Origin of the sequence: Leifsonia sp. Root227 (assembly GCF_001428745.1) — a bacterium.
Classification (GTDB): Bacteria; Actinomycetota; Actinomycetes; order Actinomycetales; family Microbacteriaceae; genus Leifsonia.
This window is the reverse complement of sequence record NZ_LMIO01000003.1, coordinates 681,019-697,760: the sequence shown is the minus strand read 5'-3', so window position 1 is coordinate 697,760 and position 16,742 is coordinate 681,019. Positions and strand designations below refer to the sequence as shown.

Below are 16,742 nucleotides of genomic sequence, written 5' to 3'. Positions count from 1 at the left end.
TTCTGGGAGCTGACAGAGTCGCAGGCTGCGGGGGTCAGAGCTCGATGTCGGCGGCGAAGATCAGGCGCTGCTCCCAGACCCGGCCGTCCGGGTAGACGCGCTGGTCCTCCGGGGCCGGCGGGTCGCCGGGGAACCGCTCCCACTCCTCCACGTGCACCCGCCAGGCGGGATTGTGACCTGGCCGGGTCAGCGGCACCACCTCGCCGGCGTCGAGCTCGCCGACCCAGGCGCCCTCGAACGCGTTCGCTCCCGTGCCGCGCAGCACCAGCTCCTCCGTCGCCACGGTGCGCCAGCCGAGGTCGCCGCCGATCGCAGGGTCGACGGTCTGGATGCTCGCCACCAGCAGCCGGTTCTCATCCACCGGCCGCGCGAACGCGCCCTCCAGCCCGAACCGGGGCGCCGTGGTGTCGCGGGTGAGGCCGCGCGTGCCGCTGACCACCACCCTCACGTGCGTGTCGTCGGTGCGACTGACGCTCGCGATGCGCTCCGGCGTGAGCTGCACGAAGTCGCAGCGCACCGGAGACGACAGGTGCTCCCCCGCCACGCTGTCCGGCTGATAGCGGGCGACGGCGAGCCGCACGAACGGCCAGAACGCGGTGCCCGGGTCGATCGCGATGTCCACATACCAGAGCTTCCGCTCCGCGCTGTACTGCGGCCGGTAGCCGACCGCGAGAACGTTCCTGTCCGCGACCCCTGCGGGGAGCGGGAGCGAGACGGCCGGGGTCACCGGCCGGCCTGGGCGGGGCTCATCGTCGATGCCGGAGGAGTGCAGCAGGTCGTCGAGCTGCACCGTCTGCAGCGGCCGGGCGGCGACGGGGGCGCTCACCCAGAGCGGGTCGCCTCCCCACTGGCTCACGTACGGGAAACCGGTGCCAGGGTCGTCCGGCGGCTCGCCGAACACGTCGTTGCCGTTCGCCGCGAGCAGCACGGCGAGCAGTTCGCCGTCCCCGCTCGAATACCAGGGACGCTGCAGGTAGATGCGCACCCCGGCCTGCCTGGTGACCCTGCGCGCCATCGGCTGCTCCGGTTCCACACCCTCGTTCCAGCGGAACAGCGGCAGCACAGAGTGGATGACCGGCGCGGCGGGGCGCGCGCTCGACGGCACGGACACCTCCACCGTCTCCCCGATCACGCTCGCTCCGTCGTCGAGCGGGTTCGCGGGGTCGCCGCGCAGGAGCTCGGGGGCGAAGTACTCGCGGAAGCGGGTCGCCGCGCGGAAGAAGTACGACACCGTGCGGTGCTTGGTGTCGGCGAAGCGGTGCGTCGACTCGTGGGTGCGCAGCGGCCCGTAGCCCGGCAGTGTGATCAGCCCGTCGTGCCCGGCGAGCACGGCGATGTCCTCCTCGGGGAGGATCGGCGTGGTGAACGCGATGGCATCCGTGTGGGCCGTGGACGGCGCATCCTGGGTGATGTCGTCGACCGGCTCGTCCCACGACGCCTGCGCCGTGATGCTGTCCGTGCTCTGCCCGTCGATGTCGACGCCGCCGAACAGGAACGACGCGGTGTCCCCCGGCAGCCGCAGCGCGTGCAGCACGGTCGGCCGCGGCGCCTCCAGCGGCCGGGGAACGGCGTGCACGAAGGTCAGGTCCTCGAACGGCGTCAGCCCCCACAGCCACCCGTCGACTGCGGCCTCGCGCACCTCGGGCGTCTGCTGCAGCACCGTGGCGAAGCTGCGCCAGATCCCCAGCCAATCGAGCCGGGCGCGCACCAGGCTGCTCGCCAGGCGCGCGCGCTGCACATCGCCGGGAGGCAGCACGAACCGGATGCTCCTCCCCGCCACCGCGGCGTCCAGCACGTCCCCGCCCTCCAGCGCCAGCAGGAACGGCTTCCTGTCCGGCCACTCGCCCTGGTATGCGGCCGTGAAGCCCTCTGTGCCGAACGGGAACCTGATGGTGCGGCCCGCCCCTGCCTCGGGGAAGACGAAGCTGACGCCGTCCGCGATCGGGTCAGGCAGATACGGCAGCTCCAGCTCGTCGACGTTGTGCACCACATACTGCCCTGGCGCCGGCGCGTCGCCCGGCCGGAGCCGCAGCGCTTCGACGGCGGGGTCGGGGTCCGGCAGCTCGCCCGGCCGGAGCGGGAGCATCCTGAGCCCGTTGGCCGGGGACGGCACCGGCTGGCTGCCGTCCGGTTCGAGGGTCTGGCTGAGCAGCGCCATGCCCGGCTGCGGGATGCGCGCCCCCACGTTCGCGAGGTCGGCCACGTCGATGTCGAAGAAGCTGCCGTTCTCGCGCAGGATCGCTGCGAGCGCCGCGCGTTGCGACGCGGCCTGGTCGGAGCCGATGGCCGTGTCGAACTCGCCGTGCTCCTCTGCCTGGATCTGGCTGGTCTTCGGCGCGGTGAGGTGGCGTCCGGTGTCGGCGGCGTAGCCGAGCGACGCGGGGACGCCTGCGGCGTACGCGGCGGGGTCGGTGACCGTGATCGCGAGCGTGTCCGGGTCTTGCGTCACCCCGGAGCGGACAACGAGCACGCGCAGCGACTCCCCCTCCGTGTAGCGGCGCCGAGGCACGAGCGCCGGCGACGGGATGGGGTCCCAGCGCAGGAAGGGAACCAGCGGCGTGACCTTCTTCATCGCGGCGAGCACCGCCCCGGCGACCACCGCGGGATCGAGCGCCCCACCCGCGCGCTGGAACTCCGGCTGGCCGCGGAGCTGTGCTGCCGCGACGGCCGCAAGGCTCGCCGGATCGCGCGTGGACGTCGGCTGGGCGAACGGGATCGCAGGGTCGACGACGGCGGCGGCGAACGCCGCGTCCACCAGGCTGCGGCGGTCGGCGACCGCCGCGCTCGTGGCGATCGCGACGCGCGCGACCCCCGTCCCCTGCGCCCTGGCCCTCACCCGGCCGAGCAGACCGTCGATCACCGCGGCCGGCGGCGCTGCGGAAAAGACAGAGCGAAGCGTGCCGGCGGCATCCACCGCGTCCGCCCCGCCCGCTGCACCCGCCGCGTCCGCCTGCCCACGGGTCGCCGGCGTCTCTGCGGCGACCCGTGCGGCGTCCTCCACAGCGATCCGCGCTTCGTGGAGCGCCGCCGTCCCGTCGCGCAGGCCGGAGAGCACCGGCCCGATCGTCGCCCCCGGTGCGTCGAACAGCGGCGGCGGCGCGGTCTGCAGGCCGGCCGCGATCGCCTCCGGCGGCGGTCCCGGGGGCAGCGGCTGCGGGTTCAGCTCGTCGGCGCGGGTGTTCCCAGCGAGGTCGACCTGCCAGGCGCGGAACGCGTACGAGCGCCCGAATCGCAGCCGCGGCAGCGTCCCAGGCGCCACCCGGTTGACGAACCGCAGGGGATGCGTCGGGTCCGGAACGTCGTCCGGCACGTCCTCGACCACTTCCACCGTCTGCTCGCGCCCGTCGACCACCTGCTGCTCGTTGCGCACGCGCTTGCCAGGCCGAGGGGCGGACAGGCTCCAGCCCTCCCAGCCGAACACGGCCTCGTGCACATTGACCGGGTTGGCGGGGTCTCCCGGCGTCTGATTGGCAGCGGTCCCCTGGATGAAACCCTGTTCCGGCAGGCCGGTGAAGACCGGCGTGTACGTGCCGTCGTCGTGCCGCGCGGCCACGTCGGCGATCCGCGCGTGCAGCGACGACCAGGTGCGCACGGTGTCGTCCCAGACCTCCACGCGCATCCCCCTGGTCACCTGCTCGGTGAACAGGTCGGGCACAGAGGTGGTCTCGAGCGCCGCCTGGTGGGCGAGCTGGTCCTTCGCGCTCTGCGCCTCCTCTGCGCGGGAGACGGTGAGGCCGCTCGCGCGCATCGCGGGCGTCGCCGCGTTGACGGGGTCGTCGTTGTCCTGCACGTGCAGCAGCCTCGGCAGAGTCCAGACGAATCGCTCCGTCTTCAGCGCCGTGCCGTCCGCATCCAGGTCGAGCACCGAGAACAGGCTGTCGTCGCCGAGGGCGAGCGAACCGTCCACCCAGTCCCCTGTCTGCGCGACCGTCACGAACGTCCCGTCGCCGAGCGCACGCACGAACACGTGCGTCGGGCGGCAGGCTGTCGTCTTCCCGTTCACAGCCACCACGGCGGTGAGCCAGCGCGACGTCAGCAGCCTGGACGGGTCGCTCACCTTCAGGTCGACGACCAGCCCCGTCTTCCGCAGCAGCGCTGCGTGGTCGCCGATCGTGCCGACCCGCTCGTGGAACTCCGGCCCCTGGCGCGGCAGGCCTGTCGGCTGCGTGTCCGGCACCTCCTGGTACGGCTGCTCCGACTCCGGTCGCTCGTAGTACCGCCTGGCGCGATGCAGCTCGCCGAGCGCGCGCAGGAACCAGTCCTCGTTCGCGGCGATCTTCCGCGAGACCTCCTGCGGCTCCGCATCCGTCTCGACGATCTCGTCGAGGAAGGCTGTCAGCCGCGCTTCGTCGAATTCGAGGTTGCGACGGTCGGGGGTGTCGTGCCTCGGCCAGCGCTGCGCCATCCCGAGCGCCTGCTCCGCAAGGGGATGCGCGGACGGCGCAGGCAGGCTCGTCGGGTCGGACAGCACGGTCGCAAGGTGCACCAGCTTGCCGATGTCGTGCACGGAGCGGGCGGAGAAACCACGCCACCTGTTCTGGTCGAGCCGGGGAACGGGGTTGCCGGACACCGGGGTGTCTGGAGGGAAGATCGTGTCCCAGACCGTCGCGTCCGGTGCCAGCTCCGCGGCGGTCGCCACCGTGGATGCGAGCGCTCCGTTGTCGTCGGCGAGCTCGATCGTCGCGCCGTCGAGCACGAGCGCTGCCCAGTGCGGGAACAGCGCGAACGTGTCGAGCCTGGCGGACGCCGCATCCGGTACCAGCTTCGGGCTGATGAAGACCGATACGTGCGCGTCGGCGTCCTGCCTCGTGGACCGCGGCAGCACGGTCGTCATGAACGTCTCGGTGCTCATGCCGGCACCCCTTCCGTTCCGAATGCTTCGCAATAATCGGCCCACGCGGGCGAGGCGCCGTCCGGCTCGCACATCACCTCACGGAAGCTCGGGTCGCCGTTGGACCCGGCGAACTGGCGTTCGGCGCTGATCTGCACGGACGCGGAGAAGAACAGCACCTTCACCTGCACGGTGATGGTCGCCCTGCCGATCATCTTCCCGGTGTCGAACTGGTAGACGAGCTCCATGTAGAGCTCGATCGAGGCGGAGATGAGTCCGAGCACATCCACCTCGCCGCGCAGCCGGAAGTACCCGGTGAGCGAACCCTTGTCGGCTTCGAGCCGGATGTAGATGCCGATCATCGCCGAGATCGAACCGGAGGCGACCCCCAGGTCGACCGCGAGGCACGCGCCGGCTTCGAGTCCGATCTCCAGGATCTCCAGCTTCTTCGGCCCGATGCGCATCCCGAACCAGCCGCCCCCGCCGAGGAAGACGACGGCGAGGGTGAACGGCCGCTCCCTGGTGCAGAAGTTGAATCCGACCGTGACGGACTTGCCGAGGAACGGCACCTGCACGTCCGCGCCGAGCGACATGTTCGACAGGTTGAACACGCCGATGGCGACGTTCGGCAGCGCGAGGGTGAAACCCGCGCTCAGCCCGGACGGGGAGACGTCGAGGAAGGGCGGGTCGGAGAACCCGTCGAACGGGATCAGCTCCTTGATGACCTCCACGAACGAGAGCAGGCCGACGAACTTCAGGTCGCCGAGCACCACATCCACGTCGGTCTTGCCGTTGGAGCCGGCCTTGAACGACATGTGCTCGAACGGCACCCGGATGAGTGTCGCTCCAGGCAGCAGGTTGAGCTGGAAGTCGCGCAGCTCGGCCAGCACGTCGACGGTCATGTCCCCCGTCGCGCTCGCGCGGCCGTCGATGGCGATGACCAGGCTGTCCTTCTGCAGGCTCAGGATGGGGTCTGCTCCGGCGGGCCACGACTTCATCTCCGGCGTCCACTCGAACCGGAACCGCACCTGCGGGGTGTCCGAGGCGAGGCCGCGGAGGAAGTCGATGGCCTTGAGCGCCGCGTCCACATCGGCGACGACCGGGTCGATGGCCTTCTTCAGCGAGGTGAGCTGGTTGCGGGCGAAGGTGGGGAGGCCGTCGATGGCGAGCACGCCGTCGAGCGCGGTGCCGACCTGGCCGATCGTGTCCTGGAGCTGCGCGGTGCTGACGGTGGGCGGCGATGCGACGGCTCCGGCGAGCTGACCGGGGAAATCGGTGACGATGGCGACGATCGCGTCCTTCGCCGCCAGCACCTGGTCGCGGATGGCTGTGGCCTTGGCGACGGCATCGTTCGACCGGTCTGCTGCCTTGTCGACGGCGAGCTGCGCATCCCGCACCGCCTGCTCGGCCGCATCCCGCAGCCGCTGCACGTCGTCGATGAAGCCCTCGATGAGCTGCACGGCCTGCGAGACGACCTTCGGGAGCTTGAGCGGTTCGCCGGTGATGGCTTCGATCACATCCACCAGGTCGACGAGGCCGAACAGTTTCGGCAGAGCGCCCTTGAGGTAGGCGACGGGGTCGAAGTCCTGATGGATGGCGTTGTCGATGTCGCCGACGGGGCCGGAGAGCGCCGAGACGCCACGGATCGGCAGGTTCGGCGCGATGAACCCGCCGCCCTTGTCCGTTCCGCTGGTCGAGCCTGAGCCGCCGAATGACAGCGACGGCAGCGGGATGCCGTGGGCGGTGAGGTCGGGGAAGTCGGCGGCCGCGATGGTGCCGTCATCGGCCAGCACGTTCGCCCACACCTGGCCGGCGTTGCCTGCATCCAGCCCGGTGGAGAGGAACTGCTTGGCGTACGCGACCGGCAGGCTCGGCGTCGCTGACAGGTGCTGCACGGCAGGGAGCACGACGTCGGCCGAGCTCATCGTCGGGGTGGACGAGCCGACCACCGGGGTGCCGAGGAGCCGGATGGTCTGCGTCTCCGCCTGCGCATCCCCGGCGCCGGTGGCAGGGCGAGGCGCGAACGCGACCCGTTGACCGTGCGCCGGGACCTCGCGGTCGGGGTCGTCGTCGTACTTCGCGTGGATGACGGTGGCGAAGTCGGGCGGCTGCACCGACTCGCTCACCCACAGCATCGGGAAGCTCAGCCGGATCGGCTGCGCGTCACGGTCGACGGTGTTGACCACCCAGAGGAATCGCTTGCCCGCGATGGTCGGCCAGAACGACGAGTTCTCCGAGGCGCCGGGATCGTCGATCACCGGTGTCACAGACGGCTGCAGCTCGATGGAGGCGAACGGGAAGTCGCGCTGACCGTCATAGCTGCGCGAGCGCTCCAGCAGCACGATGAACTTCCGCTGGTAGAGCCCGGCGTACGATCCGCCCGTCGCGGCCTTCATCTTGCGCTCTGTCACCTTGATGAGCGCGGCCTTGTGACCGAGCGGGAACAGGTATCCCGGGTATGCGACGCGCACGTACTGGTCGCGGCCGAACGGCGCCTGGTGATCCCAGGCGAGCACGGAGGCGAGCCCGGCCAGCGAGTACGGCAGGGTCGGCCACGCCCCGTGCAGGTCGAGCGTCGCGCCGAGCCCGGACAGCCACAGCGCTTTCGCACCGACCGGGATCGGGTCGATGCGGCTGCGTCTGTTCTTGGCCAGCCACGACTCCGACGTCTGCCGCACCAGCCGATGCCGGTCCGCCGCGTTCAGCGACGCGCGGAACGGGGAGTCTCCGCCGACCGGAGGAACCGTGAATGCGCCGCCTGCCTGGTCGACGGCCGCGGACTGCCAGTCTGCGGCGGTGACGCTGTCGCGGTCGCGGGTCCAGATCGCGCGGATCACCCGGTGGTCGGCGTCGCGCTCGTCCGGCGCGGCCGGATCGTCGGAGGCGACCCCGAGCCTGGAGTGCCACAGCTCCACGAATCCTGGCGCTGTCGCGCTCGGCACGGGCGCGACCGCGTGCGCCCAGCGGCCGTCCGCTGTGGGCGAGATCATCAGCCGGAACGGTGCTTCGATGGCGGTCTGCCCAGAGTCTGGCTTGTCGCTGAGGATCGGGCGCGTGCGAGGGAGGTTGCCGACTCCGCCGATGGGGCCGCGACCGACGGGGCCGATCGGGATGGCGCCTGCCAGGCTCTCGTCGAGTCCGCCGAGCTTCACGCCGTCCGCTACGACGGGCCGCACGGCCGCGATGGATGCGCGCACCTGACCGAGCACCTTCGCCGTCGACACGAGGTTGTCCAGGGTGGCCGGCCCCGCGACCGTGCGCTGCTGGGCTGCGGTCGCGGCGTGCAGGACGACACCGCTGCCGGTGAGCGTGGCGATGATGCCCTTTCCGACGACCACGCGCTGGTGGAACCCGCCTGCTTCTGCGTTCCCCTGGTTCGCCGCTGCCGGGTTGTCGCCGGGGTTCCAGGGTGCGGGCGCTGTGCCGGAGGGCGCGGCCAGGGGATGCAGCACGGGCGTCAGCCTGGTGATCGCCGCCAGGATCCCGGCGGAGGTGAACGGGATGCTCTCCCCCTGCGGCACGGAGAACACGAGCCGCGACCCGCGCGCCGGCCGGTGCCCGACGATCGGATGCACGGTGGCCCCGGCCGGGGATGGCGTCGCCGTGTCCGGAATGGGCTTCCCCGTCACAGGGTCGACGATGAGCGCCGGCGGGCCGGTCGGCGCCTCGTACAGGGCCTCCTCGTGCAGGTGCTGGAACGCGAAGTCGACGGTCATGGTCGGCGCGGCGGCGTCGCCCGCGGCTGGTGCGGCGGCCGGCGCGTCAGGCGTCACGGTGGGGTTCGCGCTGTCGGTGAGCGTGCATCCCGTGAAGGTGACGGTGAGGGCGACCAGGTCGTCCGGCCGGATGATGTCGGCGACGATCGTTGCGCGCGCATCCGGGTCGTGCCGTGGGAGCCCAGAGTGAACGCCGCCGAAGGGTGGAGCGCCCGGGAAGCGCGGGATGCCGGGACCTGGGCTGGGGTCAGGGCCGCCGAAGGCGATGCCGGGGTGGCCGACGCGCCGCCAGGACGCCGCGAAGCGGAGACCAGTGGTGGCCGGGGGCGTCTCGGGTCCGGCTTTCGCCGACGCCCGCCGGCCGCGCGCGGCGCCGGAGTTCGCGGTCTCCTGGTCCTGGGCGGCCGATGCCGCTCTCCTGGACCCGGCCGCGGATTCCGGTGCGGCCCCTGCGCCGCCCGTCGCGCGTTGTCTGTCCTGTCGTTTTCTGTTGTTCTGCCCTGCAGCCATGGGCTTACCGTTCTCATCGAATGACTTCGAGAGCAGGGTGCCTGTTCCAGCGCGGTGGTCTGGATTCATGCCGCTGACGGGGAGATTATGCTCCGACTTCGGCTGGTGCGCCAGACTTTTGTGTGTCCGGCGTCGGACCCTGCTGTTGTGTGTCGCCGGCCAGCTGCGTGCCTGGACCGACCCCTCGACGACCGGCAGAAGGTCGTGACGCGGCCCATTGTGCTCTCTCCCACACACGACACGCCAGTTAAACGTGAGAGAAACTCTAAAAAAGGTGGACGGCATGGTCTGCCGTTGGCCGTCCCTCCCCGCGCGTCCAGCGCGAGCGGTAGCGTCGATCCCATGTCCGCCACGCCTCACCCCCAAACTTCCGAACCCGGCGCACCCGAGCCAGGCGTCGCCGCACCCGCCGCCTCCGTCCTCCTCACCGTGGAGACGACGCTCGGCCCCGGCCGCCTCACCGTGGACGCCGCCACCGACCAGCGCGCGGTGCTCTGGCTCGGTCATGGAGCAGGTGGAGGCATCGGCGCGCCCGACCTGGCCGCTCTCGCAGCCGGTCTCCCTCGCCACGGCATCACCGTCATCCGCTACGAGCAGCCCTGGCGCGTCGCAGGCAAACGCGTCGCGTCGCGGCCCGCCGCCCTCGACACCGCCTGGCTCGAGACGGCCTCCCCCGTCGCCCGAATCGCCGACGGCCTGCCCCTGCTGGTGGGCGGCCGCAGCGCCGGCGCCCGCGTGGCGTGCCGCACGGCCGCATCCACGGGGGCCGCCGGCGTGGTGTGTCTGGCGTTCCCCCTGCATCCACCCGGCCGGCCGGAGAAGAGCAGGCTGGACGAACTGCTGACGCCGGAGGTTCCCGTGCTCGTGCTGCAGGGCGACCGCGACACGTTCGGGACCGCGGCGACGGTGTCCGCCGAGGTCGCGGCGGCGGCGCGCCCGGGTCTTCGGGTGATCGCGGTTCCAGGAGCCGACCACGGGATGAAGGTGCTCGCGTCGTCGCCGTTCGGCGCTGCCGCCGTGCGGGAGCTGCTGGTGTCGTCGGTCGCGGCGTTCGTGACCGAGACCGTGTGACTCAGGAGGCGAACCGCCCGGGTGCCCACCGGCTCACGTCGATCCGGCTGCGTCCGTCAATCGCCAGCTCGGCCAGGATGCGGCCGACCACCGGAGCCATCTTGAAGCCGCGCCCGCAGAACGCCGCAGCGACGAGGATGCGGTCGCTCGCGCCGAGCCGCCCGATCAGGGGCTGACCATCCGGCGTGTACGCATCAAGATGGGTGCCCGTGCGGACCACCGACGGCACCAGGCCGGGAATCAGCTCGCCGACCAGCCGCTCGATCAGGTCGATCTCCGGCTGCGGGACGATCGCACGGTCGAGCTCGTCCGGGTCGGACAGCCGAGAGCGCGGTCCGGCGAAGCCGACGCGGGCCGTGCCAGACCAGAGGCTCGGCAGTCCGTACAGCGTGACGCCGTCCACCTCGCGGGTGAACGTCGGATAGTTTTCTGGAGAGAACGACGCGTCGTCCCTGGTCGGGAACCAGGTGAGCAGCAGCCGGCCGACGTCACCGCCCGGCACAGCATCCTGCGGGAGAAGGCGCCAGATCCACGGTCCGGCGGTCACGATCACCTGCCGGAGCGCCCAGACGCGGTCGGCTGAGCGGACGAGCACGTGATCGTCGTACGGCTCGATCGCCGTGATCGCACAGCCTTCGACCACCTCGGCACCCGCGGCGCGAGCCGTCGAGGCGGCGGCGGCGATCGACAGCTCCGGCCGGACGAAGCCGGTCCTGTCGTTCCAGAGCGCCACATCGTCGTCGCGGAGCACGTGCTGCGGGAAGCGCTCGTGCAGCTCCGCCCGGCCGACCGGCAGCGGGGACTCTCCGGCCGCGACCATCCGGCCGGTCAGCTCCCGGATGAGCGCGGAGTCGCGGCGTCCGATGGTCAGCCCGCCGGTCATGGTCAGCAGCGTCAGCCCGCTCTCGTCCTCAAGCAGACGGTACTCGCGCTCGGCGACCGCCATGATGTCCCGCACGTCTGGCTCGAGCAGGTTGTCCCGGAACTGGCGAGCCTCCCCGACACCTGCGCCCAGCTCGTGACCGACCCGGAACTGCTCGAAGCCGATCGCCGCAACGCCCCGGCGCGCCAGCTGCCAGAGCGCCATGCTTCCCATCGTCCCGACGCCGACGACGCCGACCTCCGCATCCAGGTGCACGGTCGCCTCCTCAGTCGGCCGCGGCCCGGGCGGCGATGACGGAGAAGTCGTCGTCGCCGTTGCCGGCATCCTGTGCCGTGGTCAGCGCCGCGTATGCGGTGACGAGTGCGGGAAGCGGACGGTCGGCCGAGGCGAGCATCAGCCCGATGTCCTTCACGATCAGGTCGGTGGAGAACTGCGTGTCGCCGAACGAGCGCGCCCGAATGGTCTGGCCTTTCATCCCAGCGATCACGCCGAGGCCGGTTCCGGTCAGGGTGGTCAACACCTCCTCCGTGCTGAGGCCGGTGGCGTGCCCGAGGTCGATGGCCTCGACGAGGCCCTGCATCGAAATGGCGAGCGCGAGGTTGGCGACGAGCTTGCCGCCCGCCGCCTTCGACGGTGCGTCGAACTCCCACAGCCGCGCGGGGTCCGCCCAGAGCGACACGATCGGCAGGGCGACGGCGCGATCCGCAGCGTCTCCCCCAACCAGCACCCCGAGTGACCGGTTGGCGGCGGGGGCGAGCGAGCCGATCACCGGAGAGTGCACGTAGCGGACGCCCGCCGAGCGCGCCCAGGATGCGAAGTCGGTCGCGTCCTCCGGCGAGACCGTGGTCACGTCGACCCAGACCGTCGTGTCGGACAACGGGAGCTCGCCGTCGAGGACGGCTTCGCGGACGGCGGAAGGGCCGAAGAAGGCCGTGACGACGAGGTCGGCGCCCGCCACGGCATCCGCGGGGGTCGCCGCTCGTCGTGCGCCCGCCGCGACCAGCGCGTCGGCCCGCGATGGCGTACGGTTCCAGACCGTGACGTCGTGGCCGGCGTCGACGATGTGCTGGGCGAGGACGCGGCCCATCCGGCCGAGGCCGAGGAAGGAGATGTTCATGGGAGTCCGTTCGAAGAGGTGGATGGGTCAGAGCGCGACGGCGACGGGCGGCTGCTCGGCATCATCGGCGAACCGGCCGATTTCGGGGGTCTGGTGGTAGAACCGCTCCGGGCGGGCAGCGGCGAGTTCTGGCACGGTCTCGCCGTGCAGCAGCTCGCGAGCGGCGAGGTCGCCCCACACGGGCCCCCAGCCGATGCCGCCGTGCGACAGCACGTGGTACAGCCCCGGCGTCCACGGCAGCGCGCCGACCACAGGGCCGCCGGGAGGGATCGGGCGGATTCCGACGCTCGTGCGCGCGACTCTGGACGAGGCGAGCGCCGGCAGGCTCCGCGCCACGTCGGCCAGGATGCGCTCGGCCGACCACCCGTTCCCACCGTGCACGCTCGTCATGCCCTCTCCGCGCCAGTGGATCGCCACACCGCCGGAAGGGTCTGGACGGCTGAGCCAGGTCGGCGCGTCGATGACGCAGGAGGGGACGGTGGCCGGGTCGACCCTGTCCGTGTAGATCATCAGTCCGGGAACGAGGTCGAGCGGGATGGCCGCACCGCCGAGGGCCGCCAGATGGCTGCCCCAGCTTCCGGTGGCGTTCACGACCGCGTCCGCCTCGATCGTTCCTGCTCTGTCGGTCACCACGCCGCTGACGGCGTCGCCGGAGCGCAGCAGCGCGACCACCCGCGTGTCGCGCAGCAGGGTGCCGCCGAGGTCCTGGAAACGCGCGATCAGGCGCTCGATCAGCGCGGGAGCGTCGACCCAGCCGCTGTCCTGCTCGAAGATGAACTCGCCGTCCGGCTCGACCAGCAGACCGCGCATCCGGCCCGTCGTCGTCGCTGCGTCGAGGATCGCGACGTCCACACCGCGTTCCCGGCAGACGAGCGCGGCGTCGTGCAGTGCTGCGCGTTCGGCCGGCGCGCCCCAGGTGAGGGTGCCGACCCAGTGCACCCAGCCACCGCCCAGCTCGTCGGCGAGTTCGTGGAAGCGCTGGTGCACGGTGCGCCGCAGCGCCGCGCGTCCGGCCTCCTCCGTCCAGCTCATCTGCGGAAACGACGACAGCCAGGCGAACGACGACGAACTGGTTCCCTGGGCGGGAGCTCCGGACTCGACCAGCACCACGTCAGCGCCGTGCTCGCGGAGCCGGTACGCGACGTGGGCGCCGATCGAGCCGGCCCCGACCACGACCACCCTCATCGCGCATCCCGGAACACGGCGGGAGACAGTTCGGCGACGCTGGAGACGCCGAGGTGTCCGAGCGTCGTCCAGAACTCCTGTTGCAACAGCTCCAGGGTGCGCAGGACGCCGCGCTCTCCGTCCGCGGCGAGGCCGATGGCGACCAGACGTCCGAGCGCGACAGCGTCGGCGCCCAGGGCGATGGCCGTCGCGATGTCGCTGCCCCTGCGGATGCCGGAGTCCAGGACGATCGGGATGTCCGGCCCCGCCGCAGCGCGGATCTCGGGCAGCAGATCGATGGTGGCGGCCGTGCGGTCGATCGTGCGGCCGCCGTAGTTGGAGACGTACAGTCCCACCGCGCCGGCGTCGATGGATGCGCGCGCGTCGTCCGCCGACTGCACGCCCTTCACGATGCACGGCAGCGGTGAGCGCGCGATCGCCCGCTTCGCCTGTTCCCAGTTCCAGCGCGGTTGCGTGAACTCGAGCAGCTCTACGAGAGGCGCGGGGTCGGAGCGTCCTTGGCCGAAGTTCGACTCCGCCAGGTTGGTGCGCGGCGAGAAGCGATCCTCGAGCAGGCGCTCCCTCCACTGCCGGATCGGCGAGTACGTCACGCAGATGTGCCTGTAGCCGGCGTCCGCGGCGCGGTGCATCATCTCGACCACGTGGTCCTCCTCGCCGACGAACGTCAGCTGGAAGACCGAGGCGACCGAGGACGCCGCAGCGACGTCTTCGAGGGAGTACGAAGCGGCGACGGGGACCATCTGCTGGATGCCGGCCCGCTCTGCCGCGCGCCCGACGGCCAGGTGACCGTCAGGATGGAAGGTCGCCTCCCCGCCGAACGGCGCGGTGAAGGCGGGGAAGCCGAGGTCGTAGCCGAGCACCGACGTGCTGGTGTCCGGGTTGCTGATCCCGGCGAAGAGCGGGGTGGTGTACTGACGGCGGTCGAACGCGGCGGTGTTGTCATCCGCGGTGCGCTCGTCGCCTGTCCCCGTCCACAGGTAGTTCCACGCCGACGGCGAGAGCTGGCGCTCGGCCTCCGCACGGAGACCGCGGAGCGTCGTGAAGCGCTCGGCGGAGGCGAATCGGTCGTCGATGGCCGTGCCGACCTGTCCCGTCGGCGTGTCCGCCATCAGGCTGCCGCCTCTGAGCTGTCGGTCGCCGTGAATGCCGCAACGATCTGCTCCACCGTGCGCACACGCCCGATGTACGGGAACACGTTCGCCAGCGAGCCTTCGTGCATGGCGACAGAGCCGGTCCCCATCGCGTCTTCGGCGAACACGACGTCGAAGCCGTGGTTGTACGCGCTGCGCGCGGTGCCCTCGACGCCGAAGTTGGTGGAGATCCCCGCGATCACGATGGTGTCGATGCCGTGCCTGCGCAACTGCAGGTCGAGGTCGGAGCCGTAGAACGCGTCGAAGCTTCGCTTGACGATGACCGGTTCGGTGGGCAGCGGCTGCAGCTCCGGCACCAGCTCGTCCCAGCCGGCAGGACGCACTGGCTTCGCCGGCCTGGCCACGTCCATCTTCGGGTGCAGCGCATCCGACTCGTCCGGCAGGAAGCTGGTGCGCACGTACACGACCAGTCCGCCGCCGGCGCGGGCCGCCTCGACCATGCTGCCCACGCGGGCGATCACGTCAGAGGCGGAGTTCGGCACCGAGTCGTGGCTCGCCACGCCCTTCTGCATGTCGATGGAGATGAAGGCGGTGCGCGCTGGGTCGAAGAGGCGGTCGGTCATGGTTCGGTGAGCTCCTTTGGTTGCGGTGATGATCGCCGGGCGGCGGCGTGCACAGTTCGCCGCCGCCCGGAGCATTGCTACTTCTTGGTGATGTTGTACGTCCACTGCTCCGACGAGTACATGCCGTTGTACCCGCTGTACTCATACGGGGCGCGGATCGCCATCAGCGTGCTCGGCCAGTAGAGGTTGACGTTCGGGACGTCCTTCGCCACCGTCTGCAGGATCGACGTCATCAGGGTCTTGCGCTCCTCCGGGTCGGTGGATGCGAGCTCCTGGTCGATCATGGTGTCGACAGCGGGGTTCTTGTAGTTGGACAGGTTGTACTGGTTCGGTACAGCGTGGCTCGACGGGTACTGGCTGAGGATCAGGTCGCTCGGGTCCGGGTAGTCCGGGTTCCACTGGGCGATCTGGATCGTCAGGTTCTCGTGGCTGCCGCTGATCAGCGACACCCACTGCTGGTACGGGATCTCCTTGACGTTGAGCGTGATGCCGATCTTCTTCAGGTTCTCGGCGAGGACCTGGAGGGCCTGTCCGAGTTCCGGGCGTGCATCCGGGTAGCTGATCGACGTGGTGAAGCCGTCCGGCACGCTCGACTTGGCCAGCTCGGCCTTCGCCGTCTTCATGTCGAAGTCGATGGTCGGGATCGAGTCGTAGATCTTCGAGACCTCGTCCGCGTCGGCGAGGTTCGTCCAGAACCCTGGCGATGCGATCGCGTTGGCCGGCTTCGCGTAGCCGCCGAGCACGTTCTTGGTGAAGCTCTCCGCATCCCAGGCGGAAGCGATGGCCTTCCGCACGTGGATGTCGTCGAACGGCTTCGACTCGACGTCGAACATCAGAGAAGAAGTGGCGAGACCGTCACCCTGCTCGATGGTCACGCCGGAGACGTTCTTGAACTGCGACACCTTCGACAGGGCGATGCCGAAGTAGCCGTCGACATCGCCGGAGCGCAGCGCCAGGGAGAGCGCGCTCGGGTCCGCGATGTAGCTGAACGACACGGACGCCACGTCGGGCTTCGCGCCCCAGTACTTCTCGTTGCGCTCCAGCTTGATACCGCTCGAGGCATCGAACGACGCGACCGTGTACGGTCCGGAGCCGACCACGGTCGTCCCAGGGGCGCCGTACTGCGCTCCGGCCTTCTCCACGACGCTCTTCTCGACGATCGGCGCGAACAGCGGGTCGTAGATCCAGGTGGCGTCCGGCTGGGTGAGCTCGATGGTGACCTCGTGCTCGCCGGTCACCTTCGCCTCTTTCAGCGTCTTCAGGTGCGAGACGCTGGCCGAGGTGGAGCCGTCCGCGATGTGTCGGTTGAACGAGAACGCGACGTCGTCCGCCGTTACCGGCTTGCCGTCGGAGAATGTGGCGTCATCGCGCAGCGTGTAGACGTAGGTCGTCGGCGTCGTCGCCTCCCATTTGGTCGCAAGCGACGGCTCGAGCTTCAGGTTGTCGAGCTTCACGAGCGACTCATAGACGAGGCTGTCGACGATGTTCGCGTTGGAGCTGAAGTCCCCGTACATGTCGAGGGCACGCGGAGCGGAGGCGAGTGCCCACTTGAGCTGGATGTCGTCGGAGCCTGCTGCGGCGCCCTTCGATCCATTGCTCTGCGAACACGAGGTCAGCGCGAGAGCGGCCGTCACCGCGGCTGCTGCCGCGACGAGGATCGTCCTTCTGCGGGATGTGATCATGCGACGTTCACTTTCTCGAGGGTTGATGATGCG

Annotated in this window: 9 protein-coding genes; 1 reads left to right on the top strand and 8 read right to left on the bottom strand. The window is 70.7% G+C overall.

Features of this window, described 5'->3' with window-relative positions; genetic code table 11:
* Positions 1 to 34: 34 nt before the first annotated feature.
* Positions 35 to 4,852, bottom strand: coding sequence for a hypothetical protein (locus tag ASE16_RS13305; protein ID WP_055895649.1), 4,818 nt, complete (start codon positions 4,850 to 4,852; stop codon positions 35 to 37).
* A complete protein-coding gene (locus ASE16_RS13300) occupies positions 4,849 to 9,057 on the bottom strand; it encodes a hypothetical protein (RefSeq protein WP_055895647.1) in 4,209 nt (1,402 codons plus the stop codon). The genes ASE16_RS13305 and ASE16_RS13300 overlap by 4 nt, the downstream gene beginning before the upstream one ends.
* Before the next feature lie 342 nt (positions 9,058 to 9,399).
* Here ASE16_RS13300 and ASE16_RS13295 point away from each other — a divergent pair, with 342 nt between their 5' ends.
* Positions 9,400 to 10,128, top strand: a complete 729-nt coding sequence (locus ASE16_RS13295; RefSeq protein WP_235500488.1) for an alpha/beta family hydrolase — start codon at positions 9,400 to 9,402, stop codon at positions 10,126 to 10,128.
* A 1-nt stretch (position 10,129) separates the two neighbouring features.
* Here ASE16_RS13295 and ASE16_RS13290 read toward each other — a convergent pair whose 3' ends face one another.
* The 6 genes from ASE16_RS13290 to ASE16_RS13265 all read right to left on the bottom strand — a co-directional run bounded on the left by ASE16_RS13290 (position 10,130) and on the right by ASE16_RS13265 (position 16,709).
* Positions 10,130 to 11,266 carry an FAD-dependent oxidoreductase gene (locus ASE16_RS13290; RefSeq protein ID WP_055895645.1) on the bottom strand — a complete coding sequence of 379 codons (1,137 nt, stop codon included), beginning with the start codon at positions 11,264 to 11,266 and terminating at the stop codon, positions 10,130 to 10,132.
* A gap of 10 nt (positions 11,267 to 11,276) precedes the next feature.
* Positions 11,277 to 12,128, bottom strand: a complete 852-nt coding sequence (locus tag ASE16_RS13285) for an NAD(P)-dependent oxidoreductase (protein ID WP_055895642.1) — start codon at positions 12,126 to 12,128, stop codon at positions 11,277 to 11,279.
* Positions 12,129 to 12,155: 27 nt separating this feature from the next.
* A complete protein-coding gene (locus ASE16_RS13280) occupies positions 12,156 to 13,313 on the bottom strand; it encodes an NAD(P)/FAD-dependent oxidoreductase (RefSeq protein ID WP_082581438.1) in 1,158 nt (385 codons plus the stop codon).
* Positions 13,310 to 14,422: an alpha-hydroxy acid oxidase gene (locus ASE16_RS13275; RefSeq protein ID WP_055895637.1), complete on the bottom strand. Its 1,113-nt coding sequence runs from the start codon at positions 14,420 to 14,422 to the stop codon at positions 13,310 to 13,312. The genes ASE16_RS13280 and ASE16_RS13275 overlap by 4 nt, the downstream gene beginning before the upstream one ends.
* Positions 14,422 to 15,027 (bottom strand): isochorismatase family protein, encoded by a 606-nt coding sequence (locus ASE16_RS13270; RefSeq protein WP_055895633.1) that lies wholly within the window; start codon positions 15,025 to 15,027, stop codon positions 14,422 to 14,424. Before ASE16_RS13270 ends, ASE16_RS13275 begins: the two co-directional genes overlap by 1 nt.
* A 77-nt stretch (positions 15,028 to 15,104) precedes the next feature.
* Entirely contained in the window at positions 15,105 to 16,709 is a 1,605-nt protein-coding gene (locus tag ASE16_RS13265) for an ABC transporter substrate-binding protein (RefSeq protein WP_055895631.1), read from the bottom strand.
* Positions 16,710 to 16,742: the final 33 nt, after the last annotated feature.